General features: G+C 70.2%; 23 protein-coding genes and 25 tRNA genes. 40 read left to right on the top strand and 8 right to left on the bottom strand.

The features are described 5' to 3' along the window. Window positions 1-537 carry a type 1 glutamine amidotransferase domain-containing protein gene (locus ElP_RS05800; protein ID WP_145267718.1) on the bottom strand — a complete coding sequence of 179 codons (537 nt, stop codon included), beginning with the start codon at window positions 535-537 and terminating at the stop codon, window positions 1-3. Window positions 538-576: 39 nt separating this feature from the next. Continuing rightward, window positions 577-1,632, bottom strand: coding sequence for an NAD-dependent epimerase/dehydratase family protein (locus ElP_RS05795; protein ID WP_145267717.1), 1,056 nt, complete (start codon window positions 1,630-1,632; stop codon window positions 577-579). Between the two features lie 322 nt (window positions 1,633-1,954). Here ElP_RS05795 and ElP_RS05790 point away from each other — a divergent pair, with 322 nt between their 5' ends. The 4 genes from ElP_RS05790 (at window position 1,955) to ElP_RS05775 (ending at window position 4,259) form a co-directional block, all read left to right on the top strand. Continuing rightward, window positions 1,955-2,356: a TraR/DksA family transcriptional regulator gene (locus ElP_RS05790; protein ID WP_145267716.1), complete on the top strand. Its 402-nt coding sequence runs from the start codon at window positions 1,955-1,957 to the stop codon at window positions 2,354-2,356. Window positions 2,357-2,418: 62 nt separating this feature from the next. Beyond that, the gene (lspA, locus tag ElP_RS05785) at window positions 2,419-2,994 is read left to right on the top strand and encodes a signal peptidase II (RefSeq protein ID WP_231749507.1); all 576 of its coding nucleotides are present in this window, start codon (window positions 2,419-2,421) and stop codon (window positions 2,992-2,994) included. A gap of 199 nt (window positions 2,995-3,193) precedes the next feature. Further along, window positions 3,194-3,640: a YHS domain-containing protein gene (locus ElP_RS05780; RefSeq protein ID WP_197446739.1), complete on the top strand. Its 447-nt coding sequence runs from the start codon at window positions 3,194-3,196 to the stop codon at window positions 3,638-3,640. A gap of 238 nt (window positions 3,641-3,878) precedes the next feature. Further along, window positions 3,879-4,259 carry an SPW repeat domain-containing protein gene (locus tag ElP_RS05775; protein WP_145267714.1) on the top strand — a complete coding sequence of 127 codons (381 nt, stop codon included), beginning with the start codon at window positions 3,879-3,881 and terminating at the stop codon, window positions 4,257-4,259. A 67-nt stretch (window positions 4,260-4,326) separates the two neighbouring features. Here ElP_RS05775 and glnA read toward each other — a convergent pair whose 3' ends face one another. After that, window positions 4,327-5,742 carry a type I glutamate--ammonia ligase gene (gene glnA, locus ElP_RS05770; protein WP_145267713.1) on the bottom strand — a complete coding sequence of 472 codons (1,416 nt, stop codon included), beginning with the start codon at window positions 5,740-5,742 and terminating at the stop codon, window positions 4,327-4,329. 313 nt (window positions 5,743-6,055) lie between these two features. Between glnA and ElP_RS05765 the strand changes: the two genes are divergently transcribed. After that, complete coding sequence (locus tag ElP_RS05765; protein ID WP_145267712.1) at window positions 6,056-6,370, top strand: hypothetical protein; 315 nt, start codon at window positions 6,056-6,058, stop codon at window positions 6,368-6,370. Window positions 6,371-6,488: 118 nt separating this feature from the next. Here the strand turns inward: ElP_RS05765 and ElP_RS05760 are convergent, their stop codons facing one another. Next, window positions 6,489-6,953: a ferritin-like domain-containing protein gene (locus ElP_RS05760; RefSeq protein WP_145267711.1), complete on the bottom strand. Its 465-nt coding sequence runs from the start codon at window positions 6,951-6,953 to the stop codon at window positions 6,489-6,491. Between the two features lie 135 nt (window positions 6,954-7,088). Here ElP_RS05760 and ElP_RS05755 point away from each other — a divergent pair, with 135 nt between their 5' ends. Beyond that, window positions 7,089-7,469, top strand: a complete 381-nt coding sequence (locus ElP_RS05755; RefSeq protein ID WP_145267710.1) for a DNA polymerase ligase N-terminal domain-containing protein — start codon at window positions 7,089-7,091, stop codon at window positions 7,467-7,469. Here ElP_RS05755 and ElP_RS05750 read toward each other — a convergent pair. Continuing rightward, the gene (locus tag ElP_RS05750; RefSeq protein WP_145267709.1) at window positions 7,385-8,179 is read right to left on the bottom strand and encodes a hypothetical protein; all 795 of its coding nucleotides are present in this window, start codon (window positions 8,177-8,179) and stop codon (window positions 7,385-7,387) included. The two genes, ElP_RS05755 and ElP_RS05750, sit on opposite strands and share 85 nt — an antisense overlap. 354 nt (window positions 8,180-8,533) lie before the next feature. Here ElP_RS05750 and ElP_RS05745 point away from each other — a divergent pair, with 354 nt between their 5' ends. Genes ElP_RS05745 through ElP_RS05735 form a run of 3 tightly spaced genes read left to right on the top strand, consistent with a single transcriptional unit; the run spans window position 8,534 to window position 11,065 of the window. Next, window positions 8,534-9,547: an energy-coupling factor ABC transporter permease gene (locus ElP_RS05745; protein ID WP_145267708.1), complete on the top strand. Its 1,014-nt coding sequence runs from the start codon at window positions 8,534-8,536 to the stop codon at window positions 9,545-9,547. Then, complete coding sequence (locus ElP_RS05740) at window positions 9,537-10,220, top strand: energy-coupling factor transporter transmembrane component T family protein (protein WP_145267707.1); 684 nt, start codon at window positions 9,537-9,539, stop codon at window positions 10,218-10,220. Before ElP_RS05745 ends, ElP_RS05740 begins: the two co-directional genes overlap by 11 nt. After that, on the top strand, window positions 10,217-11,065 hold the full coding sequence (locus ElP_RS05735) for an energy-coupling factor ABC transporter ATP-binding protein (RefSeq protein ID WP_145267706.1): 849 nt from the start codon (window positions 10,217-10,219) through the stop codon (window positions 11,063-11,065). Before ElP_RS05740 ends, ElP_RS05735 begins: the two co-directional genes overlap by 4 nt. 104 nt (window positions 11,066-11,169) lie before the next feature. Here ElP_RS05735 and ElP_RS05730 read toward each other — a convergent pair whose 3' ends face one another. Together ElP_RS05730 and ElP_RS05725 are read right to left on the bottom strand one after the other, a co-directional pair. Then, window positions 11,170-12,165, bottom strand: coding sequence for a malate dehydrogenase (locus ElP_RS05730; protein ID WP_145267705.1), 996 nt, complete (start codon window positions 12,163-12,165; stop codon window positions 11,170-11,172). Between the two features lie 151 nt (window positions 12,166-12,316). Beyond that, complete coding sequence (locus ElP_RS05725; RefSeq protein WP_197446738.1) at window positions 12,317-13,804, bottom strand: spinster family MFS transporter; 1,488 nt, start codon at window positions 13,802-13,804, stop codon at window positions 12,317-12,319. Between the two features lie 375 nt (window positions 13,805-14,179). Between ElP_RS05725 and ElP_RS05720 the strand changes: the two genes are divergently transcribed. The 27 genes from ElP_RS05720 (at window position 14,180) to ElP_RS05630 (ending at window position 21,865) form a co-directional block, all read left to right on the top strand. Continuing rightward, window positions 14,180-15,388: a S1C family serine protease gene (locus ElP_RS05720; protein WP_145267703.1), complete on the top strand. Its 1,209-nt coding sequence runs from the start codon at window positions 14,180-14,182 to the stop codon at window positions 15,386-15,388. Between the two features lie 336 nt (window positions 15,389-15,724). Then, window positions 15,725-15,796: transfer RNA gene (locus ElP_RS05715), tRNA-Phe, on the top strand. Between the two features lie 28 nt (window positions 15,797-15,824). Further along, window positions 15,825-15,897 (top strand) — tRNA-Ile (locus ElP_RS05710). Between the two features lie 22 nt (window positions 15,898-15,919). Next, window positions 15,920-15,992, top strand: a tRNA-Lys gene (locus ElP_RS05705). Window positions 15,993-16,001: 9 nt separating this feature from the next. Beyond that, window positions 16,002-16,073 (top strand) — tRNA-Thr (locus tag ElP_RS05700). Window positions 16,074-16,106: 33 nt separating this feature from the next. Continuing rightward, window positions 16,107-16,177, top strand: a tRNA-Gly gene (locus ElP_RS05695). A gap of 8 nt (window positions 16,178-16,185) precedes the next feature. Continuing rightward, a tRNA-Pro gene (locus tag ElP_RS05690) sits at window positions 16,186-16,259 on the top strand. Window positions 16,260-16,284: 25 nt separating this feature from the next. Continuing rightward, window positions 16,285-16,359: transfer RNA gene (locus ElP_RS05685), tRNA-Asn, on the top strand. A gap of 6 nt (window positions 16,360-16,365) precedes the next feature. Beyond that, window positions 16,366-16,449: transfer RNA gene (locus ElP_RS37415), tRNA-Ser, on the top strand. Window positions 16,450-16,462: 13 nt separating this feature from the next. Further along, window positions 16,463-16,534: transfer RNA gene (locus ElP_RS37410), tRNA-Gly, on the top strand. Between the two features lies 1 nt (window position 16,535). Further along, window positions 16,536-16,607 (top strand) — tRNA-Gln (locus ElP_RS05680). Window positions 16,608-16,644: 37 nt separating this feature from the next. After that, window positions 16,645-16,718: transfer RNA gene (locus ElP_RS05675), tRNA-Leu, on the top strand. 15 nt (window positions 16,719-16,733) lie between these two features. Then, window positions 16,734-16,808: transfer RNA gene (locus ElP_RS05670), tRNA-Asp, on the top strand. Window positions 16,809-16,829: 21 nt separating this feature from the next. Next, window positions 16,830-16,912, top strand: a tRNA-Tyr gene (locus ElP_RS37405). Window positions 16,913-16,922: 10 nt separating this feature from the next. Continuing rightward, window positions 16,923-16,994, top strand: a tRNA-Glu gene (locus ElP_RS05665). A 176-nt stretch (window positions 16,995-17,170) separates the two neighbouring features. Continuing rightward, window positions 17,171-17,243, top strand: a tRNA-Val gene (locus tag ElP_RS05660). Between the two features lie 95 nt (window positions 17,244-17,338). Continuing rightward, window positions 17,339-17,409: transfer RNA gene (locus ElP_RS05655), tRNA-Ala, on the top strand. 17 nt (window positions 17,410-17,426) lie between these two features. Then, window positions 17,427-17,514: transfer RNA gene (locus ElP_RS37400), tRNA-Ser, on the top strand. Window positions 17,515-17,544: 30 nt separating this feature from the next. Then, window positions 17,545-17,617: transfer RNA gene (locus ElP_RS05650), tRNA-Val, on the top strand. Window positions 17,618-17,632: 15 nt separating this feature from the next. Continuing rightward, window positions 17,633-17,715 (top strand) — tRNA-Ser (locus ElP_RS37395). A 26-nt stretch (window positions 17,716-17,741) separates the two neighbouring features. Further along, window positions 17,742-17,812 (top strand) — tRNA-His (locus ElP_RS05645). Between the two features lie 22 nt (window positions 17,813-17,834). Then, window positions 17,835-17,904, top strand: a tRNA-Trp gene (locus tag ElP_RS37390). A gap of 21 nt (window positions 17,905-17,925) precedes the next feature. Beyond that, window positions 17,926-17,997: transfer RNA gene (locus tag ElP_RS37385), tRNA-Arg, on the top strand. A gap of 105 nt (window positions 17,998-18,102) precedes the next feature. After that, window positions 18,103-18,173: transfer RNA gene (locus ElP_RS37380), tRNA-Cys, on the top strand. A 139-nt stretch (window positions 18,174-18,312) separates the two neighbouring features. Then, window positions 18,313-18,384: transfer RNA gene (locus tag ElP_RS05640), tRNA-Leu, on the top strand. A gap of 448 nt (window positions 18,385-18,832) precedes the next feature. Beyond that, window positions 18,833-19,942 carry a slipin family protein gene (locus ElP_RS05635; protein WP_145267702.1) on the top strand — a complete coding sequence of 370 codons (1,110 nt, stop codon included), beginning with the start codon at window positions 18,833-18,835 and terminating at the stop codon, window positions 19,940-19,942. A gap of 300 nt (window positions 19,943-20,242) precedes the next feature. After that, window positions 20,243-21,865 carry an arylsulfatase gene (locus ElP_RS05630; protein WP_145267701.1) on the top strand — a complete coding sequence of 541 codons (1,623 nt, stop codon included), beginning with the start codon at window positions 20,243-20,245 and terminating at the stop codon, window positions 21,863-21,865. Window positions 21,866-22,179: 314 nt separating this feature from the next. On the opposite strand, the gene ElP_RS05625 is transcribed toward ElP_RS05630, so the two are convergent. Further along, window positions 22,180-22,252 (bottom strand) — tRNA-His (locus ElP_RS05625). A gap of 273 nt (window positions 22,253-22,525) precedes the next feature. On the opposite strand from ElP_RS05625, the gene ElP_RS05620 reads away from it, so the two are divergent. The 4 genes from ElP_RS05620 (at window position 22,526) to ElP_RS05605 (ending at window position 25,775) form a co-directional block, all read left to right on the top strand. Next, complete coding sequence (locus ElP_RS05620) at window positions 22,526-23,548, top strand: Gfo/Idh/MocA family protein (RefSeq protein ID WP_145267700.1); 1,023 nt, start codon at window positions 22,526-22,528, stop codon at window positions 23,546-23,548. 181 nt (window positions 23,549-23,729) lie between these two features. Further along, the gene (locus ElP_RS37660; protein ID WP_197446737.1) at window positions 23,730-24,092 is read left to right on the top strand and encodes a hypothetical protein; all 363 of its coding nucleotides are present in this window, start codon (window positions 23,730-23,732) and stop codon (window positions 24,090-24,092) included. Between the two features lie 205 nt (window positions 24,093-24,297). Further along, window positions 24,298-24,726, top strand: a complete 429-nt coding sequence (locus tag ElP_RS05610; protein ID WP_145267699.1) for a TPR end-of-group domain-containing protein — start codon at window positions 24,298-24,300, stop codon at window positions 24,724-24,726. Window positions 24,727-24,929: 203 nt separating this feature from the next. After that, window positions 24,930-25,775 (top strand): purine-nucleoside phosphorylase, encoded by an 846-nt coding sequence (locus tag ElP_RS05605; RefSeq protein WP_145267698.1) that lies wholly within the window; start codon window positions 24,930-24,932, stop codon window positions 25,773-25,775. The last annotated feature ends 28 nt before the right edge of the window (window positions 25,776-25,803 follow it).

Below are 25,803 nucleotides of genomic sequence, written 5' to 3'. Positions count from 1 at the left end.
TCATCGTTGCGTCGCGTCGGCCATTGCGGCGAAGATGCCGAGCATGAACTGGGGGAGGTCGTCGGGGGTCCGGCTGGTGACGAGGTTGCCGTCACGAACGCAGGCGGCGTCTTCCCAGGTGGCGCCGGCGTTCTCGACGTCGTGGCGGATGGCGTGGAAGCCGGTGATTCGCCTCCCCCGGATCGACTTGGTGGAGCAGAGCATCCAGGGCCCGTGGCAGATGGCGGCCACGACCTTCCCGGATCGGACGGCCGAGGTGACCAGGTCGACCATCGCCGGGCATCGCCTCATGTGGTCGGGGGAGTAGCCGCCGGGGACGACGACGACGTCGAAGTCGTCGGCGGAGACCTCCGACGCGGTCGCGTCGGCCTTCGCGGGATAGCCGTGCTTCGAGGCGTAGGACTCGCCGGCCTTCGGGCCGACGATCGAGACCCGGCAGCCGGCCTCCCGGAGCCTGAGGACCGGATACCAGAGTTCCAGGTCCTCGTAGAGCTTCTCGACAAGGACTGCGGCGCGCTTACCCTTGGCGGTGTCCATCGGGGGTGTCCTGCTTCGAGCGATTCGGGACCGAGACGATCAGGGGAGACGGGGATCCGCCCGCAATTCGCTTGCCGGTGCGGGCCGGGGGCCGTCGGGGGTGCCGGTGAGGTCGGCCATCGCGGCCTCGATCCCCTGCTCGAAGGTGTAGGGCGGATCGTAGCCGAGCACCCGGCGCGCCTTCTCGATCGAGTAATCGAGGTTCAGGCCGAGGAACTTGTAGCGGGCCTTGTTGATGAGCGGGGGGCGTTTCGCCCCTCGGGCCCGGGCGATCCCCTCGACCGCCGAGGCGAGGATCCGGGCGACCTTCAGGGGGATCTTCCGGGTCGGCGGCTCCAGGCCGGCGAGCTGGGCGACCCGGGAGACGAACTGGCGCTTGGAGATCCGCTGGCCGTCGGTCAGGTTGAAGACCTCGCCGACGGCCTCGGGGACCTCGGCGGCGAGGAAGATGCCGTGGACGAGGTTCTTCGCGTAGATGCAGTTGAGGGCCTGGTCCCCCGAGCCGAAATAGGCGAAGGTGCCCTTGCGGAGGGCATTCAGGAGCTTCGGCAGGACGGTCCGGTCCCGTTCCCCGTAGATGAAGCCGGGGCGGACGACCGAGGCGGGCAGCCCCTTCTCGGCGTGGAATCGGAGGACGAGCTGCTCGGCCTCGGTCTTGGACCGCGTGTAGGCGTCCAGCGAGTTGGCGGCCGGAGGAGTCGATTCGTCGGTGCCGTGGTGGTCTCGACCTTCATAGACCCCGAGCGAACTGACGTGGACGAACCGGGAAGTCCCCCGGTCGACGGCGGCGTCGAGCAGGAGGCGGAGGGCTTCGACGTTGAGCCGGCGGAACTCCTCCAGGGTACCCCAGTCCCCCACCTTGGCGGCGCAGTTGAAGACCCAGTCGGCCCCCTCGCAGCCCCTCCGGAGGGACTCGGCGTCTTCCAGGTCGCCGACCACCTTCTCGACGCCCTGGCGGTCGAGCCAGGAGGTGTCGCTGCTGGATCGGACCAGGGCCCGGACGCGGTGCCCCCTCCTGCGGGCCTCCTCGACGGCGTGGCTGCCGACCAGTCCGCTGCCGCCGGTGATGAAGATCGTCTTGGGTTCGCCGTTCATCGGTCCGCTCCCGCCCGGGGTGTCTCGACGCCCTTCGCTGGCCGGCCGGGCCTCGGGACGGCCTCGACCTCGGCCCTGGGGGTTCACACCAGCAAGGCTAACCCGGGGCGGGCCGGGGTCAAGCGGGGCGGGGTTCGGCGGGGGCCGCGGGACTGGCGTCGCGTGCTCGGGGCGGTGTACCTTGGGATGGTTGATGACCCGCGGCCGAGTCCCCCGACGAGCGGAGACGCCCGGCTCGCGTTGACAGGGGGGGCGGGGGCCTTTAGCATGCCTCGTCGCGATCCCCCCGACCGGGCGATCCCGCCCGCGGAGGATCGGATTGATGTCCAGCGACTCGCGATTGAAGGACGCGGAACTACAACACTTCCGCAAGACCCTCCTGCTGCTCCACGCCCGGCTCCGGGGGGACGTGGTGCAAATGACCGACGAGGCCCTCAACCGAGGGGGGGAGGCCGGGGCCGGGAACCTCTCCAGCACGCCGATCCACCTGGCGGACCTGGGATCGGACAACTACGACCAGGAATTCACCCTCGGCCTGATCGAGAACGACCAGCTCACGCTGGACGAGATCCGGGCCGCGCTGGAGCGGCTGGAGGTCGGCACCTTCGGGCGTTGCGACGGCTGCGACAAGGCCATCGCCAAGGTCCGGCTCCAGGCCCTGCCGTATACCAAGTATTGCATCGAGTGCGCCCGCCTGCATGAGGGGCGGGGGGCCCTCGGTTGACCGGATCGGTACCAGACCCGGCCGGGAGCGACCCGGGCCGGGGGAGTTCGAGAGGCTCGGCGATGGACGCAGAGGCGATGGTCGACGCGGAAGTCGGTGGGGATCGGCCGGGACGGCCGCCCATCCCGGGGAGCCGATGGGTGTTGTTCTGGGTGCTGGCCCTCGGCGGGGCCGCCTTCGACCTGACGACCAAGGCGTTGGTCTTCGACCGGGTCGGGCCGCCGGGCTCCCCGGCCGTCTCGGTGATCGGCGAGGTGGTGGAGCTGCGGACCAGCTACAACACCGGAGCCCTCTGGGGGATCGGCGGCGACCTGGCCTTCGGCAGCATGATGTTCGCCGGCCTGTCGATCGTCGCGGCGCTATTCATCCTCTACTGGCTGTTCGTCGCCGGGCACGCCGCCGATCGCTGGCAGGCCGCCACGCTCGGGCTGATCATGGCCGGGGCGATCGGCAATTGCTACGACCGCCTGCGGTTCGGCCACGTCCGGGACTTCGTCCACGTCCACGTGGACTCGATCGGTTTCGACTTCCCGATCTTCAACTTCGCCGACAACATGCTCGTCCTCGGCGCCGTCGGCCTGATGCTGCTGGCCCTCCGGGGCGAGCCGTCCCCGTCGGCGACCGTCGAGGGGGCGTGAGGCACCGGCCCGGTGGGAGCCGAGGCGCCCGCCCCGGGATCGGGGGTTCTCCCTGTACGGCCGGTATCACACGCGCTACATTATGGGCTGCGTCCGCGGTCCCTCCGGCCGACCCCGCCGCGGTGCACGACGCGGCGAGGCCGGGAGGCCCGGGGCGCTCCGCATCCCGAACCACCTTCGATTTCACGAGGATCTCCCCATGCGTACCCTTTCGCTGCTGGTCGCCCTCGCCGTCGTGGCGCCGGCCCTCGGCTTCATCCAGGCCGACGAGAAGGACCTCGAGGGCGTCAAGTGCCCGGTCTCCGGCGCCCCGGTCAAGGCGGCCCAGAAGGTCGACTACAAGGGCGGCGAGGTCTACTTCTGCTGCGCCAAGTGCCCGACCGCCTTCACCGAGGACACCGAGAAGTTCCTGGAGAAGGCCAACGCCCAGCTCACCGCCACCAAGCAGGCGGAGCAGGTTTGCTGCCCGCTGTCGGGCCGGCCGGTCGACGAGACCAAGGCGGCCAAGGTTGCCGGGGCCGAGGTCGCCTTCTGCTGCGGCAACTGCCTGGCCAAGGTCGAGGGTGCCGAGGACGCCGAGAAGCTCACCCTGATCTTCGCCGCCAAGCCGTTCGAGAAGGCGTTCAAGGTCAAGGAGAAGGAGTGACCCGCGGCTGACCACCCGGACGGTCCTCCCCCGACGCCGATCGCATCGCCGCCCGCCGACGCCCCCCCGGGGCCCGGCGGGCGGCGTCGTTTCCGGGCCCTCGCCGCCAGGGCCCGGGAGTGCTCCCTCCCCCCGTCCGTCCGCCGGCCGCCCGTGGCGCCACATTTGCCATGAGATGCTGATGGGGCAACACGAGTGCCTTTCGACCCCTTGATGAATCTCGACGGAGGGACCAACGATGCGAATCATCCCGACCCGGATCCACGGCGTGATCGACTACCTGATGGGCGTCGTGCTCATCGCGGCCCCCTGGGTGCTCGGCTTCGCGGCCGGCGGGGCGGAGACCTGGGTGCCGGTCATCATCGGCGCCGGGGCGATCGTCTATGCGATGCTGACGAACTTCGAGCTGGGGGTCGTCGGCCTGATCTCGATGCCGGCCCACCTGGCGATCGACGCGGTCGCCGGCGTCTTCCTGGCCGTCTCTCCCTGGCTGTTCGGCTTCGCCGAATATGTCTGGATCCCGCATGTAGTCGTCGGCCTGCTGGCGCTGGGGGCCGCGGCCATGACCCAGACGGTCCCGACACGGACCCCGGCCGGCCGGGGCAGGGCCAGCATTTGACGGCACTCGGCCCGGGCCCGGGGTAGGCGTCCGGCCATCCGGCCGACCGACGCCCCCGGGTGCCGGCTCAGCCGACGTCGTAGTAGAGGGCGAACTCGAAGGGGTGGGGCCTGAGGCGGACGGCCTCGACCTCGTGCTGGCGCTTGTACCAGATCCAGGTGTCGATGACGTCCGGGGTGAAGACGTCCCCCTTGAGCAGGAACTCGTGGTCGGCGGCCAGGGCGTCGAGGGCGGCGTCGAGCGACCGGGGAGTGCCCCGGACGTCGTCCAGTTCCTCGGGGCCGATCTCATAGATGTCCCGGTCGAGCGGCTCCCCCGGGTCGGCGTGCGTCTGGATGCCGTCGATCGCCGCCAAGAGCATCGCGGCGAAGAGGAGGTAGGGGTTGGCCGAGGAGTCGGGGCAACGGTACTCGATCCGGCGGCCGAGGGGTCCGGGGTCGTGGACCGGGACCCGGATGATCGCGTTGCGGTTGCGGCGGCTGTAAGCCAGCTTGGTCGGCGCCTCGAACCCCTCGACCAGCCTCTTGTAGCTGTTGGTCGTCGGGTTGCCGAAGGCGCAGAGCGCCGGGGCGTGCCGGATCAGGCCGCCGATGGCGTGCATCGCCAGCTCGCTCAGGCCGGCGTAGCCCTGCCCGGCCATCACACTCCGGCCGTCGACCCGGAAGGTGAGGTGCGAATGCAGGCCCGAGCCGTTCTCGCCGTAGAGCGGCTTGGGCATGAAGGTGGCCGACTTGCCGTGCTGGCGGGCCACGTTCCGGATAATGTAGCGGGCGAGCATGACGTGATCGGCCGCCTCGACGATGGGCCGTGGCAGCAGGTCGATCTCCCCCTGGCCGCCGGTTGCGGCCTCGTGGAAGTGAGCGGAGGTGCCGATGCCGCAGTCGCTCATGATCTGCGCCATCTCGGTCCGCAGGTCCGACTGGCTGTCCATCGGCGGGCAGGGGAAGTAGCCGAGTTGGGAGCGGGGCTTGTGGCCGAGGTTCCCGACGGCGTCCCGGCCCTGGTTCCAGGACCCCTCTTCGGAGTCGACGTGGTAGAAGGCCTGGTTAGCGGTCTGGTCGAACCGGACGCGGTCGAAGACGAAGAATTCCAGCTCCGGGGCGATCCGGCACTCGTCGGCGAGGCCCGTCTCCCGGAGGTACTGGTCGGCTTTCAGGGCGATGTTGCGGGGATCCCTCGTGTAGTCCTGCTGGGTGATCGGATCCTGGATGTTGCAGATCATCGTCAGGGTCGGCCGGGCGGCGAACGGGTCGATCAGCGCCGTCTCCGGCTGGGGGACGACGAGCAGGTCGGCCTCGTTGATCGCCCGCCATCCCAGGACGCTGGAGCCGTCGAACGGGATGCCGTCGTCGAAGGTCGCCTCGGTCAGCGCGTCGCTCGGGATGGCGAAGTGCTGCCAGACGCCGGGAAAATCCATGAATCGCAGGTCGACCGTCAAGACCTCGCGCTGCCGGATGTAGGCCAGGACCTCTTTCGGACTCACGCTCCGCCCCCCGCGACCCCTGGGTCGCCGCTCGCCGCCCCCGGGCGGCGACCCCTCCCCGGCCCACCGCCGTCGGCGGTCGCCGACGGTTGAGCTTACCTGACCGCCGGACACCTGGCCAGGGCAGCGGGCCCGACCGGCGGGGGTCAGCGGCCCGGGAACGATGAATTCCGACCACGACCGGGGATTCCCGCTTGCGTCAGGCGGGCCTCCCGGATAATCTGTGACCTGGAGACTGAGATTGAATCTCAATCGCCAGCGACCGCCCTCCTCGATCCCTCCCACCCGACGGTCTCACGGAGAGTCGACCGTGATGCAAACGGTCCTGGCCACCCTCCCCGGCTCGGCCCCCTGCCAGCGACTCCAGGTCGCACTGGAGCAGGGCGAGGACGGCCGGCTGACGATCTGCCTGGCCGACCAGCACCACGCCGAGGGGATCGGCTGGTTCACCCAGCGGTCGATGCAGCTCGACCCGACGCAGTGGGCCCAGCTCCAGGGCGTGCTCGGCTCGGCAGGGGCCCGATCGCTGCTGGCCGAGGAGTCGAGCGAGCCCCCGGCGACGATCCCGTTCCCGGGGCCGAGGGGCCCGGAGCGATATCGGCTCGCCGCGGGGGACGGCTCGGAGTGACGAACCACGACCCGGCCTGATCCGGGTCGAGGCCGATCGCCTCGCATCGGGCCGCCGAGGCGTGGCGGATGCGCCCGGGCGGCCCGAAGCGGGTCGGCGTGCGTTCGGCCGGCGGCGATCAGCCGGTCTTCTGCTGGGAACGCGGGGCGTTCATGCCCAGGCTCAGCTCGGGCTGCTCCAGGATCTTGGCGAGGTGATCGGCCCCGTCCTGCTCCATCTGGCAGATGTCCTCGAGCAGGTTGCGGAGGCCCACGTCCCGGTCCTCGCACATCTGGACGGCCTCGGTGTACAGCTCGACGTGGCGACGCTCCATCTCCAGCGAATAGCGGAGCATCTCGTCCAGGTCGGTGGTCACCTTGACCTCACCCCGTTCGACGGTCGTGACCCCGCCCAGGGCGGCGATCTTGTCGCCGACCTTGTGGGCATGCTCCAGGGCCTCCTCACCGCTCTCGCGGAACATCTCGGCGAAGACCTGCCGCCAGGTGCCCCGGACGAGGAAGCTGTACTGGGTGTACTGGATCAGCCCGGCGTACTCCCACTTGAGGATCTCATTCAACTTGTCGATCATGGCTGCGCGATCCATCCACCGCTCCTTTTCTGAATGCGGAAGGCCGACGGGCGAGGGACCGGCTGCGCCCGACTTCGAGACACGCGACGCCCCCATTCTAGGGGATCGTTGCCGTCCACTCCAGGCAAGATGAGAGGGCGGACGGGCGACATGACCGCAACTCCCGGACCCTCCGGCCGCTTCGTGCTGCTGGAACACCGATGGGACGGGATCCACTGGGATCTCATGCTCGAAGCCGGGGCTTCGCTGCGGACCTGGGCGCTGGGCTCGTTCCCGGGCGCCGGGGTGGACATCGACGCGAGGGCCCTGCCCGACCACCGGCCCCTCTACCTGGAATACGAGGGTCCGATCTCGGGGGGCCGAGGGGTGGTCCGGAGGGTCGACTCCGGGACGTACGAGCGGGTCGCCTGGGAGCCGGATCGGGTGGTGGTCCGCTTGCGCGGGGCTCAGGTCATCGGCGAGGTGGAGCTGGTCCGGGTCGGGGGGGACAGGCGGTGGGGCTGGCGACTCCGGATCGGGAAGTTCATCTGAAGGACTCGGCGGCTCGGGAGGGTCACGCCGGTGACCTGCCCGGCCTCGCGGTCGGATCGGCCGCTGAGGTAGAGCCGGCCGTCGAAGAGGACCACCCGCTCCAGGACCACGTCCCCCCGGGCCGGGGTCGGTGAGTATCGGATCAGGGCGACCGGCTCGTCGTCGACGTATTTCCAGTCCACGTCAAGCCCGTAGGCCCTGGCCTGCCGGATGATCGGCGCGACGACCTCCTCGGGGGATACGGGGACCGCCCCGGCCCGGATCTTCTCCAGGGTCAGGGCGACGGTGTTGTCGTCGGCGACCTGGACCCGGGCCACCGCCCAGACCAGCGAGGTGAAGGGACCCCGCTCCAGCCGGAAGGCCAGGGTGACCCGATCGAGCTCGAAGACGACCAGCGGGTCTCGGACCCCGTCGGGGAGGAAGTCGGCGAAGTGGGTGACCAGATCCTCGGCGAGCCAGGCGTTGAACTCCTCGTCGGTGAAGCTGGCCTCCCAGTGGTCCTCATTGGCGATGTCGTTGCGAAGCTGGAAGGTCTGGGTGACGAACCGATCGGCCTCGACCCGGCGGATCTTGCGGTCCATCCCGGCGAGCTTCCGGTAGAAGGGGGGCTCGTACTTCAGGGAACGCCAGGCCGCCATCGGGATGAGCACGACCAGGGTCCCCAGGACCGCGGCCGTCGCGATCCACTTGCGCTTCCGTGACGCTCGCATCGGCGGTCCTCCGGGTGACCTGAACCGGCTGGGGCGGGGAGCGGGACGATCGGGGGGCGAGGTGCGGGGCGGAGAGGATCGGCCTGGCCATCCGGAACCTTACGGCAGTCTCCCGAACCCGTCAATTCGGATCGCGCCGCAGCACAAGTCTCCCAGTCGACCTAGAGCACCGAGGTCGAACATCGTCGGGCGACCCAACCGGGACGTTCGCGCCCGGGAGCCCGAGTCCGTCCCCCTTCCCCGTTGACGGGACGGGCGTGTTATGCGCGAATGGAGAAGAAGCGCATACGATTTCTCCTCAGCGAGGGAGGCGGGCCCTGGGTCGAATCGGGCCGGCCTGGCGGAGCCGACGCGATGCATATCCCCGACCACGTGCTCTCCCAGCCGGTCCTGGTGGCGACCGGGGCGATCGCCCTCGGGGGGTTCGGCTACGGCCTGAGGAGGATGGAGCGTCGCCTGAAGGAGCGGAGCATGGTGCTGATGGGCATCATGGCGGCGTTCGTCTTCGCGGCCCAGATGGTGAACTTCCCGCTGCTGGTCCTGCCCGCCTCGGGCCACCTGATCGGTGGGGTTCTGGCCGCGGTGATGCTGGGCCCCTGGGCGGGGGCGGTGGTGATGGGCACGGTGCTGATCGTGCAGGCGTTGATGTTCGCCGACGGGGGGATCCTCGCCCTGGGGGCGAACTTCCTCAACCTGGGACTGATCGCCAGCGTCGGCGGCTATGCGATCTACGAGCCGATCCGGAGGGCGATCGGCGGGAAGCCGGGCGTGTTGATCGGGGCGATGGTGGCGGCCTGGTTCTCGGTCCTGCTGTCGTCGTTGTCCTTCGCGGTGCAGCTGGCGGCCTCGGGGTGGTGGTCGGAGCTGCCGAAGGTCCTGGGCTGGATGGCGCTGGTGCACGCAGTGATCGGCCTCGGCGAGGCGATGATCACGGGCCTGGTGCTCCGATCGGTGCTGGCGGTGCGGCCGGACCTCGTGTTCGAGGAGCAGGAGGACGTCGACCGGGCCCGGGGATGGGCCCGGCTGGTCCTGGGAGGGCTGGGGGCCTCGCTGGCGGTGGCGGCGTTCCTGGCGCCCTTGGCCTCCCCGCTGGACGACGGCCTGGAGTTCGTCGGCGGCCGCCTCGGGTTCCTGACCGGTGAGGGTTCGGCGATGATCGACGGCCCGATGGCCGATTACACCATCCGGGGGATGCCCGACGTCGCCCAGGCGACGGCGGCGGCCGGGCTGATCGGCACGATCACGGTCTTCGCCGCGGGCCTGGTGCTCGGCAGGACGATCTCCCCCGGGCGGGCGTCCCGGGGGCCGATCGACCCGGATTCGCCCGGGGCCGGGGCCGGGGGAGGGCCGGGAGCCCATGCGGCTTGACCGGCTGGAGCCCGACGGCTCGGGGGCGGGCCCGCTCCATCGGCTCGACGCCCGGGTCACGCTGACCGCGGCCCTCTTCTTCGTCGTGGCGGTGGTGGCGACCCCCTTCGGGGCCTGGCGCCCGCTGGGGGTGTCGGGGATGCTGCTGGCGTTCCTGGTGGGGATCTCCGGGATCCCGGCCGGGGCGCTGCTCCGACGGGGGCTCGCGTTGCTGCCGGTGGTGTTGATGCTGGCGGCGATCGTCGCCCCGAGTCACCCAGAGGCGGCCGAGCTGGGCCCGTGGCGGGTCGGCCTGACGATCGTGGCGAAGAACGGCCTGACGATCCTGGCGGTACTGCTGCTGGCGCACGTCACCGCGTTCCGGAGGATCCTGGCGGCCCTCGCCTGGTTCCGCGTGCCGACGGCCCTGGTGGCGACGCTGCACCTGATGTATCGTTACCTCTTCGTCCTGGCCGACCAGCTCGGCCGGATGGCCCGGGCGCGTCGGTCCCGGTCGTTCCGGGGCGCGAGGCGGGACGCCTGGCCCCTGAACGCCGGGCTGATCGCCGCGCTGATGCTCCGGTCGTTCGAGCGGGGCGAGCGCGTGCACTCAGCCATGCTCGCCCGAGGCTGGGACGGTACCATCCGCAGCCTCGACGGCCCCGATTCGCCCGAGCCCCCCTCGCCGACATGACCCCGACCGACGCCCGAGCCGACCGCCCCCCCGCCTCGGTGCTGGTCCGGGGCCTGACCTACCGCTACCCCGACGGCCGCCAGGCCCTCCGGGGGGTCGACCTGGAGATCCGGCCGGGGGCGACGGTCGCGTTGCTGGGCCCGAATGGGGCCGGCAAGAGCACGCTGCTGCTGCACCTGAACGGCCTGCTGCCGGGGCGTCGGGGCTCGGAGGAGGGTCGGGAGTTCGGCCACGGACACGACCTCCCGACCTTCGGCCGATCCCGGGACGCGGGCCAGGCCTCGATCTGGATCGACGGCCTGCCGGTCGACGATCGGCACGCCCCGGAGATCCGTCGCCGGGTCGGCCTGCTGTTCCAGGATCCCGACGACCAGCTCTTCAGCCCCTCGGTGATCGAGGACGTCGCCTTCGGCCCCCTGAACCTGGGGAAGCGGAAGGCCGAGGCCCGGCGGATCGCCCTGGAATGCCTCGGCCGCGTCGACCTGGCCGACGCCGCCGATCGGCCGCCGCATCACCTGAGTTTCGGGGAGCGGAAGCGGGCCTGCCTGGCCGGGGTCCTCGCTTGCGAGCCGACCGTCCTGGTCCTCGACGAGCCGACGGCGAACCTGGACCCGAGATCCCGGCGGAACTTCATCGCCCTGATCCGGTCGCTGCCGGCCACCAAGCTGATCGCCACCCACGACCTGGAGTTCGTGCTGGAGCTTTGCGACCGCGTCGCACTGCTCGACGAGGGCCGGATCGTGGCCGAAGGCCCCCCGGAGCAGGTCATGGGGGATGAGCCGCTGATGGAGGCCCACGGCCTGGAGCTGCCCCTCTCGCTGCGGATGGGACGGGCGATCGGCTGAGGGAAGGGCTGCGACCCTCCACGGCCCGGGACCTCGACCGGCGTCCCGGCCGCCGCGGGGCGACCGGGGCCCGAGAGATTCGGCGGGGATGACGGGGGTGACGGTCAGAGTGCCGGGCCGAGGAGGTCCTTCACCGCCTCACGCTCCTGCTCCAGCTCCCCGGCCGAGGCGTCGACCCGTGACCGGGCGTCGTCGTCGAGGTGCAGGTCGGGGACGATCGCACACACCTCCCCCTCGATCGACCGGACGGGGAAGGAGTACATCAGGCCGCCCGGGATCCCATAGGGATTCCCGTCGGAGGCGACGGCGACGCTGTGCCAGTCGTCTCCCCGGGTGGGGACGTGGCAGGACCGGACGCAATCGAGAGCCGCGTTGGCCGCCGAGGCCGCCGAGCTGGCCCCCCGGGCCTTGATGACGGCGCCTCCCCGCTTGGCAACGGTCGGGATGAACGTCTCAGAGAGCCAGGACCGGTCGGTGATCACGTCGGTGGCCGGTCGGCCGGAGATCAGGGCGTTCTTGTAGTCGGGGTACTGGGTGTCGGAGTGGTTGCCCCAGATGGTCATCCGGGACACGTCTCCGACGCCGACGCCGGCCTTCTGGGCGAGCTGGGCCTTGGCCCGATTCTCGTCCAGGCGGGTCATGGCGAACCAGCGCTCGGCCGGGACGTTCGGGGCGTGGGACCGGGCGATCAGGCAATTCGTATTGCAGGGGTTGGCGACCACGAGCACCCGGGCCTTCGGGGCGGCCGCATTGATCGCCTTACCCTGGCCGGTGAAGATCGGGCCGTTGGCGCGGATCAGGTCGGCCCGGCTCATCCCCTCCTTGCGGGGGAGGCCGCCGACGAGGACCACCCAGTCGGCGTCGGCGAAGGCCTCCTCGGCATTGTCGGTGGCCGTGACGCCCTGGAGCAGCGGAAAGGCGCAGTCCTCCAACTCCATCAGCGTGCCGTTGAGGGCTCCCAGGGCGGGGGTGATCTCCAGCAGGCCGAGCTTCACCGGCTGATCAGGGCCGAAGAGGCCGCCGCTGGCGATCCGGAAGAGCATCGCGTAGCCGATCTGTCCGGCGGCTCCGGTGAGGGCGACCTTGATGGGCTGGCTCATGAACTTCGGGCTCCGTTGCGGGTCGGGCGATCGCTCGCGGTCGGCCCCGGGGCGATGACTCCTCGCACCGAAGGGCCCCGGGCCGCGAGCCACGATCCCGAATATACCACGACGACGGGACGGGCTTCCCGCCTTGAGCGGCCCGTGACGCTCACTTCCCCCGGGCCGTCGCGGACGACCGGAGCTTGGCCAGCATCAGGGCCATCTCCCGGGGCAGGTGCCGGGCCCCGGCCAGCAGGACACAGCCGCCGAGCAGGATCGCCGGGACGACCACGAGCATCCCCGCGGTGAGGTTGCGGTAGGAGCCGTCCTCCTGCTCGACCGGCTCGGCGCCGATCGCCTGGAGCCGCTCGCCGATCCAGGAGGCCATGACCTCGGGGTGGCCGAGGTAGTCGGAGGCCAGCCCCATCAGCCAGGGGGACCAGAGGTCGCCGAGCACGTGGATGAAGAAGATCGACACCGCGAAGGCCACGCCCCTCATGTTCGGGGTCACCACGTTGGCGATCACCGCGCTGCAGGGCCCCGTGTTCATCAGCATCAAGGTCATCGCCAGGAACATCGAGCCGATGATGAACGCGTCGGACCGGGCGAAGACGGTGGCGATGACGAACGGGACCGCCAGGATCATCGACAGGCCGGGCACCAGGAACAGGGCCCGGGGGTTGGTCTTCGAGAGCTTGTCGGCGAGCCAACCGCCCAGGGTCATCCCGATGATCGCCGAGAGCCCGCCGCTGAGGCCCACGACCAGCGCGGCCCGCTCGCTACCGAACCCCTTCACCCGATCAAGGTATGAGGGGAGCCAGTACGCCAGGCCGCCGAAGGCGAAGGTGAACGTCGCCTGGCCGAAGACGCAGTAGGTGTAAGAGGAATTGACAGCGAGGTCGGCGTAGTCTTCCTTCGTCGGCCGGACGCCCTCGGCGGCGCGGGCCCGCTCGGGGTCGATGTCCTCGCTGGCGCCCCGGGTCGGCTCGGGCAGGAACAGGCAGAAGAAGGCGGCGAGCAGGCCGGGCCCGCCGACGATGAAAAACGCCATCCGCCAGCCGGCCCAGCGTTCCAGCCCGGTGCCGGCGAGCCAGTCGGGGCTGTTGGTGGCGATCCAGGCCGCGCCGAAGACTCCCATCGCGTAGCCGAGCGGCATCGCCAGGTAGAACGCCGCCATGGCCCGGGCACGCGATTCGCGGCGGAACAGGTCGGCCAGGATCGTCGGCGCGAGCACGCCGTAAGTCGCCTCGCCGATGCCGAGGAGGCTCCGGGCGACGGTCAGCTCACCGTAACTCCGCACCAGGCCGGTGCCGACGGTCGCCAGGCTCCAGAGCCCGACCCCGCCGGCCAGCAGCCAGGTGCGGCGGAGCCGGTCGCCGGCGAAACCCATGATCGGGCTGATCAGGCTGAAGGTCAGCAGGAAGTAGAAGTTCAGGGACCCCGCCTGGCCGTCGCTCATCCCCAGGTCGACCTGGACCCGCTTCAGGACGCCGGCCAGGGCCCAACGATCGAGATAATCGAGCAGGTGGATGGTGAATAGGACGGCGAAGGTGGTGACCGCCACCCGGGTCAGGGTCGTCGCGATCGGGCCACCCGGCGGGGGGCCCTCGGGTCGCCGCTCGGGCGCCGGTCCGGACGGAACTTCGAGATCTGCCACGAGTCGGCCCCTCCTCGGACGGGGGGGCCGGCCGCGACCGGGACGGCCCCCGAGAAACGAAGATGCTACGGGATCGTTGAGGACGCTTCCAGTGGGACTGCAGGCCGCTCCAGAGCCGCCTCCTCGACAGGGAACCTGTCGGGATCGCAACCTCGAGTGCCAAAGGCCGGCCACCGGGACCGGATCCGTTCCGGACGTGTCCGGGCCCCGGCCGGGATGGGCGCCCCTGGGAGTCTGACATACACTCGCGAAATGGGGTCGATTTGCCTCGATCCCGACCGGAGAGAGTCGCTCGGCTCGAACCTGACCTCGACCCGGCGGACGAGGCCTGGCCCCCGGCCGGACCGGTCGATCGCCCGAACCTGGACAAGGATCATGCAAGGCACCCGAACTCGGAACTTCCTGGGGGTGATCGGTCCCCATGTGGTCACGATGGTCCTCACGCTGATCGTCGCGGCCTTCGTCTTCAACGGGAGGGACGGCCGGAGCGCCTCGGACGGGCCGATCTTCCGGGAGGCGGCCCGGCCTCCCCTCCCGTCGAGCCCCCCTGAGGGCCGCTCCCCCGAGGCCCCAGCTCCCGTCGATCGGCCCGGGATCGTCGATGTGGGCGGGAATGCGGACGAGCTGAACAACATCGGCGTCTATGAGTCCGTGAATCGCGCGGTGGTGAACATCTCGACCTCGGCCACCGTCCGGGGGCTGTTCCAGGACGCCGAGGTCTCCGGGTCGGGCTCCGGGTTCGTCATCAACGACGACGGATACATCCTCACCAATCACCACGTCGTCGAGGGGGCCGACGTGGTGCAGGTGGGCCTCTTCGACGGCTCGGTGCTCGACGCCCGTGTCGTGGGGACCGACCCCAGCAACGACGTCGCGGTCATCCGGGTCTCCGCGCCGGCGGAGACGCTGTTCCCGGTGGTCCTGGGGGAAAGCTCGGATCTGAGGGTCGGCCAGAAGGTGTTGGCCCTGGGCAACCCGTTCGGCCTGGAGAGGACCCTGACGACCGGCATCGTCAGCAGCCTGGACCGCTCGCTGGAGGCACAGAACGGCCGGATGATCCGGGGCGTGATCCAGACCGACGCCTCGATCAACCCGGGGAATTCCGGGGGCCCGCTGCTCAACGCCCGGGGCGAGGTCATCGGCATGACCACGGCGATCTACAGCAAGGTCGGCCAGTCGGCCGGTATCGGCTTCGCCGTGCCGATCACCATGATCAAGCGCGTCCTCCGGCCGCTCGTCGAGCAGGGCTTCGTCGAGCGGGCGACGCTGGGCATCAGCCGGGTCTACTCGCTCGACCAGGGGCTGCTCGTGCTGGGCGTCGAGCCTGGAGGCCCGGCCGATCGCGCCGGGATCCGCCCGCTCCGCGTGCGATACGTCCGGGAAGGGCCGTTCGTCCGGGCCCGGATCGACCCCGACTCCGCCGACGTCATCCGGGCCATCGACGGCATCCGGGTGGAGAGCGTCAGCGAGATGCTCACCGAGGTCGAATCGCACGCGCCGGGGGAGACGATCACCGTGACCGTCCTCCGCAATGGCGGCTCCGAGGAGATCGAGGTCCCGCTGGGTCGCACGATCATTCGCTGATGGGACGAGCCAGGACCGGGGAAAATCGCGAGTGGCGCGAACATCTCGCGAGGGGTCGCCGTCTAGGGTTTGTACGACGGGGATGAGGGCGGGCGATCGGGCCGGGTGGCCCGGCGCCTCCCGGGTCACGGCCGAGGGAGCGGGGCAGCGATGTCGTGGTTTTTGCAGGCCAACCGAGATGGAACGAGGGCCGAGGGTCGGACCGGGAGTTGTCCCGCCCCGTCCTCGATGCCCGTCCGCCCCCTGCTGCTCTGACGATCGATCGCCGATCTTGCGAGCCATCGCAGCGGCCCGGTCGTCCCCAGGACGACCAGGCCGCTCTCGTTTCCCCGCGACGGGTCGGTAGCTGAGATGGTTTAGCGGCGGCCTGAAACACCGCAGACGTGGATTCGAGCGCCACCCGACCCACTCGGACGGCCGACCGGTCGCCGTCCGTCCGGCCCTTGGTTCAGCGGCAGAACACGCGGCCGATCACCGCAAGGCGGAGGTTCGAGTCCTTCAGGTCCGACTTACATGAAACCTCGATCACTCGGGACCAGGATGCGAGCGGCAGCATGCCCGGCTCTTAACCGGCGACGTGAGGGTTCGAGCCCCTCTGGTCCCATCGACACCTGCACTGGTGGTCCAGCGGCAAGGACACCGCCCCCGTACGGCGGTGGCGTGGGTTCGAGTCCCACCCGGTGCCCTCGGCTCTTTGACAATCCGGCGATCGATCATCGTGCCCATGATGTAGGGGAAGCCTACCGCCTTGCCATGGCGGATGTGCGGGTTCGACTCCCGCTGGGCACTTCGACGATCGGGGCGTGGGAAAGGCTGGGAATCCGCCTGGTTCGGGTCCAGGAGAGCGCCGGTTCGAATCCGGCCGCCCCGACTTCCCGAATGATCGGGACATTCACACTGGTGGGGCCTGTGCTGGTACGGGCGTCCGGCCGTTAACCGGAGGGTCGCAGGTTCGATTCCTGCCGCCAGTGCTCGACGGAAGGACACGCCGATCGGCGACGGCAGCCGCCTCGAACGCGGCCGAGCGATGAGCCTTGGGGGTTCGAATCCCTCTCCTTCCGCCTCTTGCGAGACGTGTCCCTGGCCGATCGGCACAGGCACCGGCCCCCCACGCCGGACAGGCGGGTTTGACTCCCGCGGGGCACGCTCGGGGATCGGCGAATCGGTAGGCCTCCGGCTTCTGAGGCCGGTCGTGGAGGTTCGAGCCCTCCTCCCCGATCTTCGAGGAATGAACGGGGACGCTGCAATCAACCGCAGGCCCGGTAGGCGAACTGGCAACGACACCCGCCTCAGACGCGGGAGAGTGGGGGTTCGAATCCCTCTCGGGCCACTCGGTTTCCGACACGCCTTCGTGGAGCAGCCTGGAGTGCTCGCCACCCCGTCACGGTGGAGGTCATGGGTTCGAATCCCATCGGGGGCGCTTGTTCCGGATTCGTCTGATGCGTCGGCCGGGCACCGGAGAGCCCCGGTGGCCGTAACCCGCCCCGCCCCCGGGCGTTGGCGGTTCGATTCCGTCCCGGCGCACCTCGCAGATCGCTCGTTCGTCCATCGGCCAGGACACCCGGCCCTCGACCGGGAGAGGCGGGTTCGAGTCCCGCACGGGCGACTCCTCGATCGGAGATCCTTACCAGGCGTGGCAGGTGCCCGGCCGGGTCTCATAAGCCCGGCGTGCCCGGATCGTTACCGGGGCCTGGGATTCTCGGGTGGACCGAGACCCGGCCGGGGCTCGGGTGCATTGCAGCGTCGAGTCCTCCCTCGTCGACCGACTGCTCGACTCCGCTTCGTCCCGTCGTCCAGCGGCCAGGGCCCCCGCCTCACATGCGGGTGATCGCAGGTTCGACTCCTGCCGGGACGACTCTGCTGGTCCGCAGGTGTTATGGCGGCATGCCTCCTCGGTAGGGAGGTGGTCCGGGTTCGAGCCCCGGGCGGACCTTGTCCGATAATCGTGATGGGCTGCTCGTCCAATGGGAAGACACCGGCCTTGCACACCGGAGATCGGGGTTCGACTCCCCGGCGGTCCACTGCGGGTGAGTGCGAAGGAAGGGAGCCGGATACGGCTGGCCGGGCCTCGGTGCTAACGAGTGAGCCCCGAGAGGGGCGTGGGGGTTCGAATCCCTCCCCTTCCGCTGCGTCCCAGGGGTCGGGGACGTTCCCGAGGGCGGTTGGCTCAGCCGGGAGAGCGCCCGCGTGACGTGCGGGAGGTCGCAGGTTCGATCCCTGCACCGCCCACTGGCCGAGTTCGATGGAAGGGCCACCCGATCGGCGACGGGACCCGCGTGGAAGGCGGGCGAGCGCAAGCCTTGGGGGTTCGAATCCCTCCCCTTCCGCTGTCGGATTGGCCGAACGGTTGAGGGTGTCCGTGGTGTAGCGGCAGCACCCGAGGTTGTGGGCCTCGAAGGGCGGGTTCGAATCCCGTCGGACACCCTTGCTGATCGAAGCAGCAGACAGGGGCGTGCTCCTGGGAGAGCAGCGGGCCTCCAAAGCCCGTCCACAGGGTTCGAATCCTTGCGCCCCTGCTGATCCGACGATCGATCGTTGCCCTCGGGGTGTGTCGGACGGCACGCGACCCTCCGAAGGTCGAGGGCCAGGTTCGACTCCTGGCGAGGGCACTGCGGTCGACCCATCCCGTCCCCGGAGTGTGAGGGAGGCACGCGACCGTGCGAAGGTCGAGGGCCAGGTTCGACTCCTGGCGGGGACATCCCTCGCGGACCATCGACGCTGGAGCCAGACGGCCAGGCAACCGGCTGCAACCCGGTCGAAGTGGGTTCGACTCCCACCGGCGTCTCTCGGGGATCCATGATCATCCCCAATCGCTTTCAAGCAAGCGGCCGATGCCGTCAGGCCAGCGGCGCACCCTCCTCTCCCCCGGGGAGATCGGGGAGGTGTGTCCCGTGCATGGGATCTGAACCGGGGCGGCATCGGGCGTGTGATCGCCCAATGGGTAGGGCACCAGACTGAGGATCTGGGGGTTGCGGGTTCGACTCCCGCTCACACCACCGTGGCCGGCTCGTAACCGGCTGACAGGAACGCTGTCCAGCGTTTCGACCAAGGCCCGAAGGGATCGGGAGGACATCCGATCGGCCGTCGCCCGGGGAGGGCGCCGCCGGGAGTCGGGCCGGGCAACCGGACCGCGCCCGACGGCGTCCCGACCGGATGTCGGCAGCACGGAACGGGAGCTCTGAGGTTCGCGGATTCCGCCGAAAGGGGCCGACGGCCGGTGGGTGTCCGGGGAGGTGGGGACGTCGGTCGGCTCCGGCCGATCGGCATCCCGCCTATCCGGAACCCCGAGGCGATCGGCCTCCTCGGCTCAAGCGAGACCCCGCTCCTCGACGATTGATCGGCGTCCAACCGATCCCGGAGGGCATCTTGCATCCCATGGACCCATCATCATGATCAATTCCTAGACGAGCCCCGGGCCGACGCCCCGGGCGAGGAGGTGCCGCCATGTTCCCGATGATTCGTCGCGTGGTCGTCCGCAGCTTCGAGCAGGGGCTCCTCTTCCGTCGGGGAGAGTTCCGGGGTTTGGTCGGCGAGGGGACGCACTGGTTCTTCGACCCGCTCGGGCGGATCGAGGTCGAGGTCGTCTCGATGCGGGCCCCACGCCTGGTGCACGACCGGCTGGATCTGATCGTCAAGTCCGGGGCCCTGAAGCCGATGGCCGACGTGGTCGACCTGAAGGACGACCGCCGGGCCCTGGTCTGGATCGACGGGCGCTTCTCCCACGTCCTCGGGCCCGGGCTGCACGCCTACTGGACGGGCCCCCGGGAAGTCCGGGTCGAAGTCGTCGAGACCCGCCGGATCCGGTTCGAGCACGAGGACCTGAAGGTGATCGCGAGGTCGACCGGCGTCAACTCGCTGCTCGACGTCTGCTCGGTCAACCGGAACCACGCCGGCGTCCTGTTCCTGGACGGCCAGTACGCCGAGACGCTGGAGCCGGGCCTCCACGCCTTCTGGCGGGGGCCGGCGGATGCCCGGGTCGTCGAGGTCGACCTCCGCGAGGCGACCCTGGACGTCGGGGGGCAGGAGATCATGACCGCCGACAAGGTGACGCTGCGGCTCAACGCCCTGGTCACCTACGTCGTGTCCGACCCGAGGCGGACCGTCTGCACGGTGGACGACTACCGGCAGGCGCTCTACCGGGAGGCGCAGCTGGCATTGCGGGTGTCGATCGGCGCCCGGGAGCTGGACGCCCTGCTGGCCGACAAGGACGAGGTCGCCCGGGAGACCGAGGCGATGCTCCGGGACCGGGCCTCGGCGCTGGGCCTGGAGGTCCGCTCGGCCGGGATCCGCGACCTGATCCTGCCGGGCGAGATGAGGGACCTGATGAACAAGGTCACGGAGGCCCGCAAGGCCGCCGAGGCCAACCTTATCACCCGTCGGGAGGAGACGGCCGCGCTCCGCAGCCAGGCCAACACCGCGAAGTTGCTGGCGGAGCAGCCGATGCTCATGAAGCTCCGGGAGCTGGAGGCCCTGGAGCGGATCGCCTCGACCGGGCACCTGAACATCATGCTCGGCGAGAAGGGCCTGGCCGACCGCGTGGTCAACCTGCTCTGAGCCGCAATCGCCCCGAGCCCCGACGGGGGGCCGGGGCGGTTCGCGTGCGCCCTCGCGTCCCGCTCGAATGGAGGCGAACGTCGTTTCGAATGGAGGCGAACGTCGTTGCGGAGGCCCGATCGGGACGGATCGGCCCGGATGATCGGGCCGCCCGGTGACCGACTGCGACCGGGGTCCGGCAATCCGTCCCCGATCTCTCGGGATTCAGACCCCGGGCGGGCCGTTCCTTCGACCGGAAACGGCTGGTAGGTTGGCGAGTCCGACGGACCATGCGGCCTCGACCCGAGGGTGGACGCACCAATGAACCGATCTCGATGGCTCGTCACGATCTGCGCCGGGGTCCTCGTCGGCCCCGCGACGGCGGAACAGGCCAGGCGGCCGAACCTCGTCATCATCATGGCCGATGACATGGGCTTCTCCGACATCGGCTGCTTCGGGGGAGAGATCCGGACGCCGAACCTCGACGCCCTCGCCCGGGCAGGGCTCCGATTCACCCAGTTCTACAACACTTCCCGGTGCTGCCCGACCCGGGCCTCGCTGCTGACCGGCCTGTACCCGCACCAGGCCGGCGTGGGCCACATGATGGAGGACCGGGGGATCCCCGGCTACCGGGGGGACCTGAACCGATCCAGCGTCACCATCGCCGAGGTCCTCAAGCCCTCCGGCTATGCGACCTTGATGGCCGGCAAGTGGCACGTCTGTCGGCCGGATCGGGCCGAGGAGAACGGGCCGATCGCCCGGGGATTCGATCGCCACTACGGCACGATCCATGGCGCGGGCAGCTTCTACGACCCCGTCTCACTCCAGCTCGACGGCGAGCCGATCGCGCCCGAGGGGGACGATTACTATTACACCGACGCCATCGGCTCCTACGCCTCCCAATTCATCCGAGAGGCGCCCGACGATCGTCCCCTGTTCGCCTACGTCGCCCTCACGGCCCCCCACTGGCCGCTCCACGCCCCCGCGGAGGCGATCGCCTCGTACTCCGGCCGGTACGACGAGGGCTGGGACGTCCTCCGATCGGAACGGCACCGCCGGATGATCGACCTGGGGGTCGTCGAGGGTCACTGGCCGCTCACGCCCAGGGACGAGGAGGCACCGGCCTGGGACGAGGTCCCCGAGGTGGACCGGCCCTGGTTCTCCCGCCGGATGGAGGTCTACGCCGCCCAGGTCGAGCTGATGGACCGCAACGTCGGCCGGATCGTCGAGGCGCTCCGGGAGGACGGCCGCCTGGAGGAGACCCTGATCCTCTTCCTGGCGGACAACGGCGGGTGTGCCGAAGAACTCGGGCCCAGTTCGCACGCCCTGTACATCCCCGAGACGACCCGGGACGGGCGCCCCGTCCTGCAAGGCAATCGCCGCGACCTGACTCCGGGACCGGCCGACACGTACCAGAGTTATGGGCTCCCATGGGCGAACGCCTCGAACACTCCGTTCCGGCGCTCCAAGCATTGGGTCCACGAAGGGGGCATCTCCACCCCGCTCATCGCCCACTGGCCCTCGGGAATCCCCGAGGGCCTGGGAGGTTCGCTCCTCCCCACCCCCGGCCACCTGATCGACCTGATGGCGACGTGCGTCGACCTGGGCGGGGCCCGGTATCCCGCCTCGTTCGCCGGTCAGTCCATCACCCCGATGGCGGGCAAGTCGCTTGCCCCCGCCCTCCAAAGTGGAGACCGGGAGCCCCACGACGCAATTTTCTGGGAGCACGAGGGGAACCGGGCCGTCCGACGGGGTGACTGGAAGCTCGTCAGCCGACATCCCGGCCCCTGGGAACTGTATGACCTCGCTGCCGACCGCACCGAGTCGGACGATCTGGCCGATCGTCACCCCGACGTGGTGGCCGAACTGTCCTCCCTGTACGACGACTGGGCGTCCCGATCGGCGGTCGTCCCCTGGTCAGATCTCCCCTCCCCGGTCCGGTGAAACTCCCGCGAAGGCGATCACGCCCGTATCCCCGATCCCCGGGTGACTCACCCCGGGTGAGGAATGGGGTCGGGCGACGGTTCGGGCGGAGCGGAGGCGGGAAGATCAGGCCCCCGGGGAGAGGCCAGGTTCGTTTGGGTCAACCCGGATCCGGGATCGGTTCCCTCCCGAGAAAAAATCGGGCCGGTGCCCCGCCCGAGCTTCGACGACGAAACGGCCGAGGCCTGGGAAATCGGAGGATCACCGGGATCGAGTTCAAGCTCGCCGTGTGCGGCGAGGCGGTGACCGTCGAGGAGTCCGGAAGTGGAGGGGAGGGTGGCTGACGGGATTCGAACCCGCGATCTCCAGATCCACAATCTGGCGCCTTAACCGCTAGGCAACAGCCACCATCGCGTCAGGGTTTAGGATACGGGCGTGCCCACGTCCGAGTCAAGCCGACTGTCGTCGGGGAGGTCCGGTCCGGGGCGGCTTGGGGGGTCGCCCGGGTCGGGTCGGCAAGGCGGATCATCGGGGATGATCGGGAGGAATCGCAACCCCGGGGGCGATGCTCTTGACGAGGCATCGTAGGCTTGCTGGGATGTTGCCAGCCGCCGGGCCCGGGGTCTCGACGATCCGAATGCCCGAGTCGCCCGACCGGCGGCCTGAACCGGGTGCAGGACCATGACCGCGTTGAAGATCGGTATCGTCGGCTGCGGGCACGCGGCCCGGATCCATTCCGGGAGGCTCCGGGGACTCGACGGGGTCTCGATCGTTGCCTGCGCCGACCCGGATCCGGAGGCCGCCCGGGCCCTGGCCCGGGAGCTTGCCGGGCCCGGCGGAGACCCCGCCTGCGTGGCGATCTTCGCCGACCATCAGCACCTCCTGGCCGAGGCGGCGCCCGACGTCCTGGCGATCTTCACCCCGCCCCGGTCGCACTACCGGCCGGCGATGGATGGGCTCCAGGCCGGTTGCCACCTCTTCATCGAGAAGCCGCTGTCGACCAACGCCCAGGAGGCCGATGATATCGTCTCCCTGGCCCGGGGGAGGGATCGGGTCGTGGGGGTCGGCCACCAGTTCCGGCTGGCGCCCAGCCTCGTCGAGGCGAGGCGTCGGCTGGCCGACGGGGCGATCGGCCGCCTGAGGCTGGTGTCGGCGATCATGGCCGATTCGTGGCTGGCCGGTCACGGCGGCCCAGAGAACGCCTGGCGGCTGGATCCGAGGATCTCCGGCGGCGGGATCCTCGCCGACGCGGGGGACCACCTGCTCGACGCCCTGATCTGGACCACCGGGCGTCCGGTCGCCGAGGTCGTCGCCTTCCAGGAACGGGAGGCGCCGGGGCTCGACGTGGTCGACGCGGTTTGCCTCCGGCTGTCCGGCGGTATCCCGGCGACGCTGGCGATTTCCGGCGTGGCACCCGGCCCCCTCTTCGAGATCACCTATTTCGGCGAGTCGGGCACCCTGAGGGCGAGCGACTCGTCGCTCCAGCTGTCCGGTTCGGGCGCCGAGGCCCGCTTCGAGGAGATTCCACCGACCGGGAGCCCGACCAGCATCGACGCCGATTTCATCGACGCCATCCGATCCGGCCGCCCGCCCTGCTGTTCGGCCGAACAGGCGATGGAGACGGTCCGCCTGCAGGAGGCCATCGCCCGATCGGCCGGCTCGGGCCAGGTCATCCGGCTAGCCCAGTCGGACGCGTCGGGATGATCTAACCCCGATGCCCCGATCGTACGCGCGTCCTTGCTTGACAATCCCCTGGCACGAGACTACCAGTATGACTCCGCCCGGCCCGAATGGCCCGGCGCGGTCATCCCGGACTCGATTTCCCCGCTCGACTTTTCGGGCCGAATTGAACGGCCCGAGCCGTCCCGGCAAGAGGACCGACCCGATGTGGGACCTCCAGACCCCGTTGTCCACCCTCGAGGACGACACGACCGCCGCCCTGACGCTCGGCGGCCCGGTCGCGGCCGAGCCCCTCGCCCGACATCCCGAGGAGGATGAAGAGGAGGCCGGTGACGACGAGGAGGCGTTCGACGACGACGACGACCTCGATGACGACGACGACCTCGACGACGACGACGACGACCTCGACGACGACGACGACCTCGACGACGACGACGACCTCGACGACGAGGACGACGAGGACGACCTCGACGACCTCGGAGACATCGACATCGACGAGGACGACGACTTCGACGACGATGAGGATGATGAACTTGAGGAGATCGAGGAAGACGAGGAAGAGATCTGACCGGCGTGCCCCATCGCCCCTCGATGCCGAACGCCGCCCCCGGGGCCGGGCCCTCCGCCCCCGGGTCGGCCGATCGGGGCGGTCGCGACACGGGCGGGGGCTTGGCACGACGCGCCTCGGCGCCGTAGTGTAGTAGGCTTGACAGGCCGGATCGGTCGTCCCGTGCGTCCGACCCCCGACCCGGTCGGTTCAGGAGCGTTGTGCCATGGCCGCCTCGAATCCCCTGCCCGGCAACTCCGACCGCGATCGGACGGCCCCCGAGACCCCGACCCGATGCCTGCGAGAGCAATCGCAGCGCGACTTCGAGGTCGAGTTCCTCGGCCGCATCCTCGAGCGTGATCCGTATTATGCCGACGTGCTCCGCGTCCAGGCCAACAACCTCGCCCGTCGAGGTGAGTCGACCCGGGCCCTGCAACTGGACCGCCGGCTGACCCGGCTCCAGCCCGACCGGCCGATCCCCTGGTACAACCTGGCCTGCAGCTACGCGGTGCTGGGCATGGTCGACCCGGCCTTCCAGGCCCTCCAACGGGCGGTCGACCTGGGATACCGGCACTTCCGCCACATGGTCCGAGACCCGGACCTGAAGGCCCTCCGCCAGGACCCGAGGTTCGCCCGGATCCTTCGGCGCGCCTGACCGGATCGCCCGAAGTCCCGCCCGCGATTACGAAGCGTACCGGGCCCAGCCGAGTCCCCGCCCCCCTTCCCGGGCCGTCCTCCCGGGAGGGGCGGGGGGCGAGTCGGGGAGGTCCGCCGGGCCATCGTACTCGGCCCGGACCCGCCCCGCCCTCCCGCCGGGCTGGCCCGAATCCGAACCCTCGAAGCGCGGAACCCCCTCCGATGCAGCACCACCGCTGGGACGACGTCCGGGACGCCGTGTCGGCCGTCCGCGCCCGATGGTCGGGCACCGGCCGGGTCGGCATCGTCCTGGGCACCGGCCTGGGCAAGCTCGCCTCGGAGATCGCCGCCGAGGCGTCCATCTCGTACGAGGAGATCCCCCACTTCCCGCGCCCGACGGGCGTCCAGGGCCACGCCGGCCGGCTCGTTTGCGGCACGTTGGCGGGCCTGCCCGTCGTGGCGATGGAGGGCCGATTCCACCTGTATGAGGGTTTCACCCCGGCCGAGATCACCTTCCCCATCCGGGTGATCAAGGAACTGGGGTGCGACACGCTGATCGTCTCCAACGCCGCCGGGGGGTTGAACCCGCTCCATCGGAAGGGCAACCTAGTGGTCATCGACGACCACCTCAACCTCCCCGGCCTCTCGGGCCTCAGCCCGCTGATCGGCCCCAATGACGACCGCCTCGGCCCCCGATTCCCCGACATGATCGAGCCCTACGACCGGGGCCTCCAGGATCTCGCCCTGTCGATCGCCCTGGACGAGGGGATCCCCGCCCATCGTGGGGTCTACGTCGGCATCGTCGGCCCGAACCTGGAGACCCGGGCCGAGTATCGGTATCTCCGGGGGATCGGCGCCGACGTGGTCGGGATGTCCACCACGTCCGAAGTGGTCGTGGCCGTCCACTCGGGGATGAAGGTCCTCGGCTTCTCGATCGTCACCGACCTCTGCCTGCCCGACGCCCTGGAACCGGTCGTGATCGAGGAGATCATCGCCGTCGCCAACGAGGCCGAGGGGAAGCTGCGTCGGCTCGTCACCAGGGTGATCGAGCGGCTGCCCTCCCCCTGATCGGTCGCCCCGGCCGGCCCGCCCCCGA

Origin of the sequence: Tautonia plasticadhaerens, from assembly GCF_007752535.1 — a bacterium.
Classification (GTDB): Bacteria; Planctomycetota; Planctomycetia; order Isosphaerales; family Isosphaeraceae; genus Tautonia; species Tautonia plasticadhaerens.
Note: the sequence above shows the minus strand (reverse complement) of the source record. Positions and strands in the feature narration are given on the sequence as shown.

Excerpts from the sequence above, each read along its gene's own strand:
- ElP_RS05800 (WP_145267718.1), bottom strand. The coding sequence starts at position 537 with ATGGACACCGCCAAGGGTAAGCGCGCCGCAGTCCTTGTCGAGAAGCTC.
- ElP_RS05795 (WP_145267717.1), bottom strand. The coding sequence starts at position 1,632 with ATGAACGGCGAACCCAAGACGATCTTCATCACCGGCGGCAGCGGACTG.
- ElP_RS05790 (WP_145267716.1), top strand. The coding sequence starts at position 1,955 with ATGTCCAGCGACTCGCGATTGAAGGACGCGGAACTACAACACTTCCGC.
- lspA (WP_231749507.1), top strand. The coding sequence starts at position 2,419 with ATGGACGCAGAGGCGATGGTCGACGCGGAAGTCGGTGGGGATCGGCCG.
- ElP_RS05780 (WP_197446739.1), top strand. The coding sequence starts at position 3,194 with ATGCGTACCCTTTCGCTGCTGGTCGCCCTCGCCGTCGTGGCGCCGGCC.
- ElP_RS05775 (WP_145267714.1), top strand. The coding sequence starts at position 3,879 with ATGCGAATCATCCCGACCCGGATCCACGGCGTGATCGACTACCTGATG.
- ElP_RS05765 (WP_145267712.1), top strand. The coding sequence starts at position 6,056 with ATGCAAACGGTCCTGGCCACCCTCCCCGGCTCGGCCCCCTGCCAGCGA.
- ElP_RS05760 (WP_145267711.1), bottom strand. The coding sequence starts at position 6,953 with ATGGATCGCGCAGCCATGATCGACAAGTTGAATGAGATCCTCAAGTGG.
- ElP_RS05755 (WP_145267710.1), top strand. The coding sequence starts at position 7,089 with ATGACCGCAACTCCCGGACCCTCCGGCCGCTTCGTGCTGCTGGAACAC.
- ElP_RS05750 (WP_145267709.1), bottom strand. The coding sequence starts at position 8,179 with ATGCGAGCGTCACGGAAGCGCAAGTGGATCGCGACGGCCGCGGTCCTG.
- ElP_RS05745 (WP_145267708.1), top strand. The coding sequence starts at position 8,534 with ATGCATATCCCCGACCACGTGCTCTCCCAGCCGGTCCTGGTGGCGACC.
- ElP_RS05740 (WP_145267707.1), top strand. The coding sequence starts at position 9,537 with ATGCGGCTTGACCGGCTGGAGCCCGACGGCTCGGGGGCGGGCCCGCTC.
- ElP_RS05735 (WP_145267706.1), top strand. The coding sequence starts at position 10,217 with ATGACCCCGACCGACGCCCGAGCCGACCGCCCCCCCGCCTCGGTGCTG.
- ElP_RS05730 (WP_145267705.1), bottom strand. The coding sequence starts at position 12,165 with ATGAGCCAGCCCATCAAGGTCGCCCTCACCGGAGCCGCCGGACAGATC.
- ElP_RS05720 (WP_145267703.1), top strand. The coding sequence starts at position 14,180 with ATGCAAGGCACCCGAACTCGGAACTTCCTGGGGGTGATCGGTCCCCAT.
- ElP_RS05635 (WP_145267702.1), top strand. The coding sequence starts at position 18,833 with ATGTTCCCGATGATTCGTCGCGTGGTCGTCCGCAGCTTCGAGCAGGGG.
- ElP_RS05630 (WP_145267701.1), top strand. The coding sequence starts at position 20,243 with ATGAACCGATCTCGATGGCTCGTCACGATCTGCGCCGGGGTCCTCGTC.
- ElP_RS05620 (WP_145267700.1), top strand. The coding sequence starts at position 22,526 with ATGACCGCGTTGAAGATCGGTATCGTCGGCTGCGGGCACGCGGCCCGG.
- ElP_RS37660 (WP_197446737.1), top strand. The coding sequence starts at position 23,730 with ATGTGGGACCTCCAGACCCCGTTGTCCACCCTCGAGGACGACACGACC.
- ElP_RS05610 (WP_145267699.1), top strand. The coding sequence starts at position 24,298 with ATGGCCGCCTCGAATCCCCTGCCCGGCAACTCCGACCGCGATCGGACG.
- ElP_RS05605 (WP_145267698.1), top strand. The coding sequence starts at position 24,930 with ATGCAGCACCACCGCTGGGACGACGTCCGGGACGCCGTGTCGGCCGTC.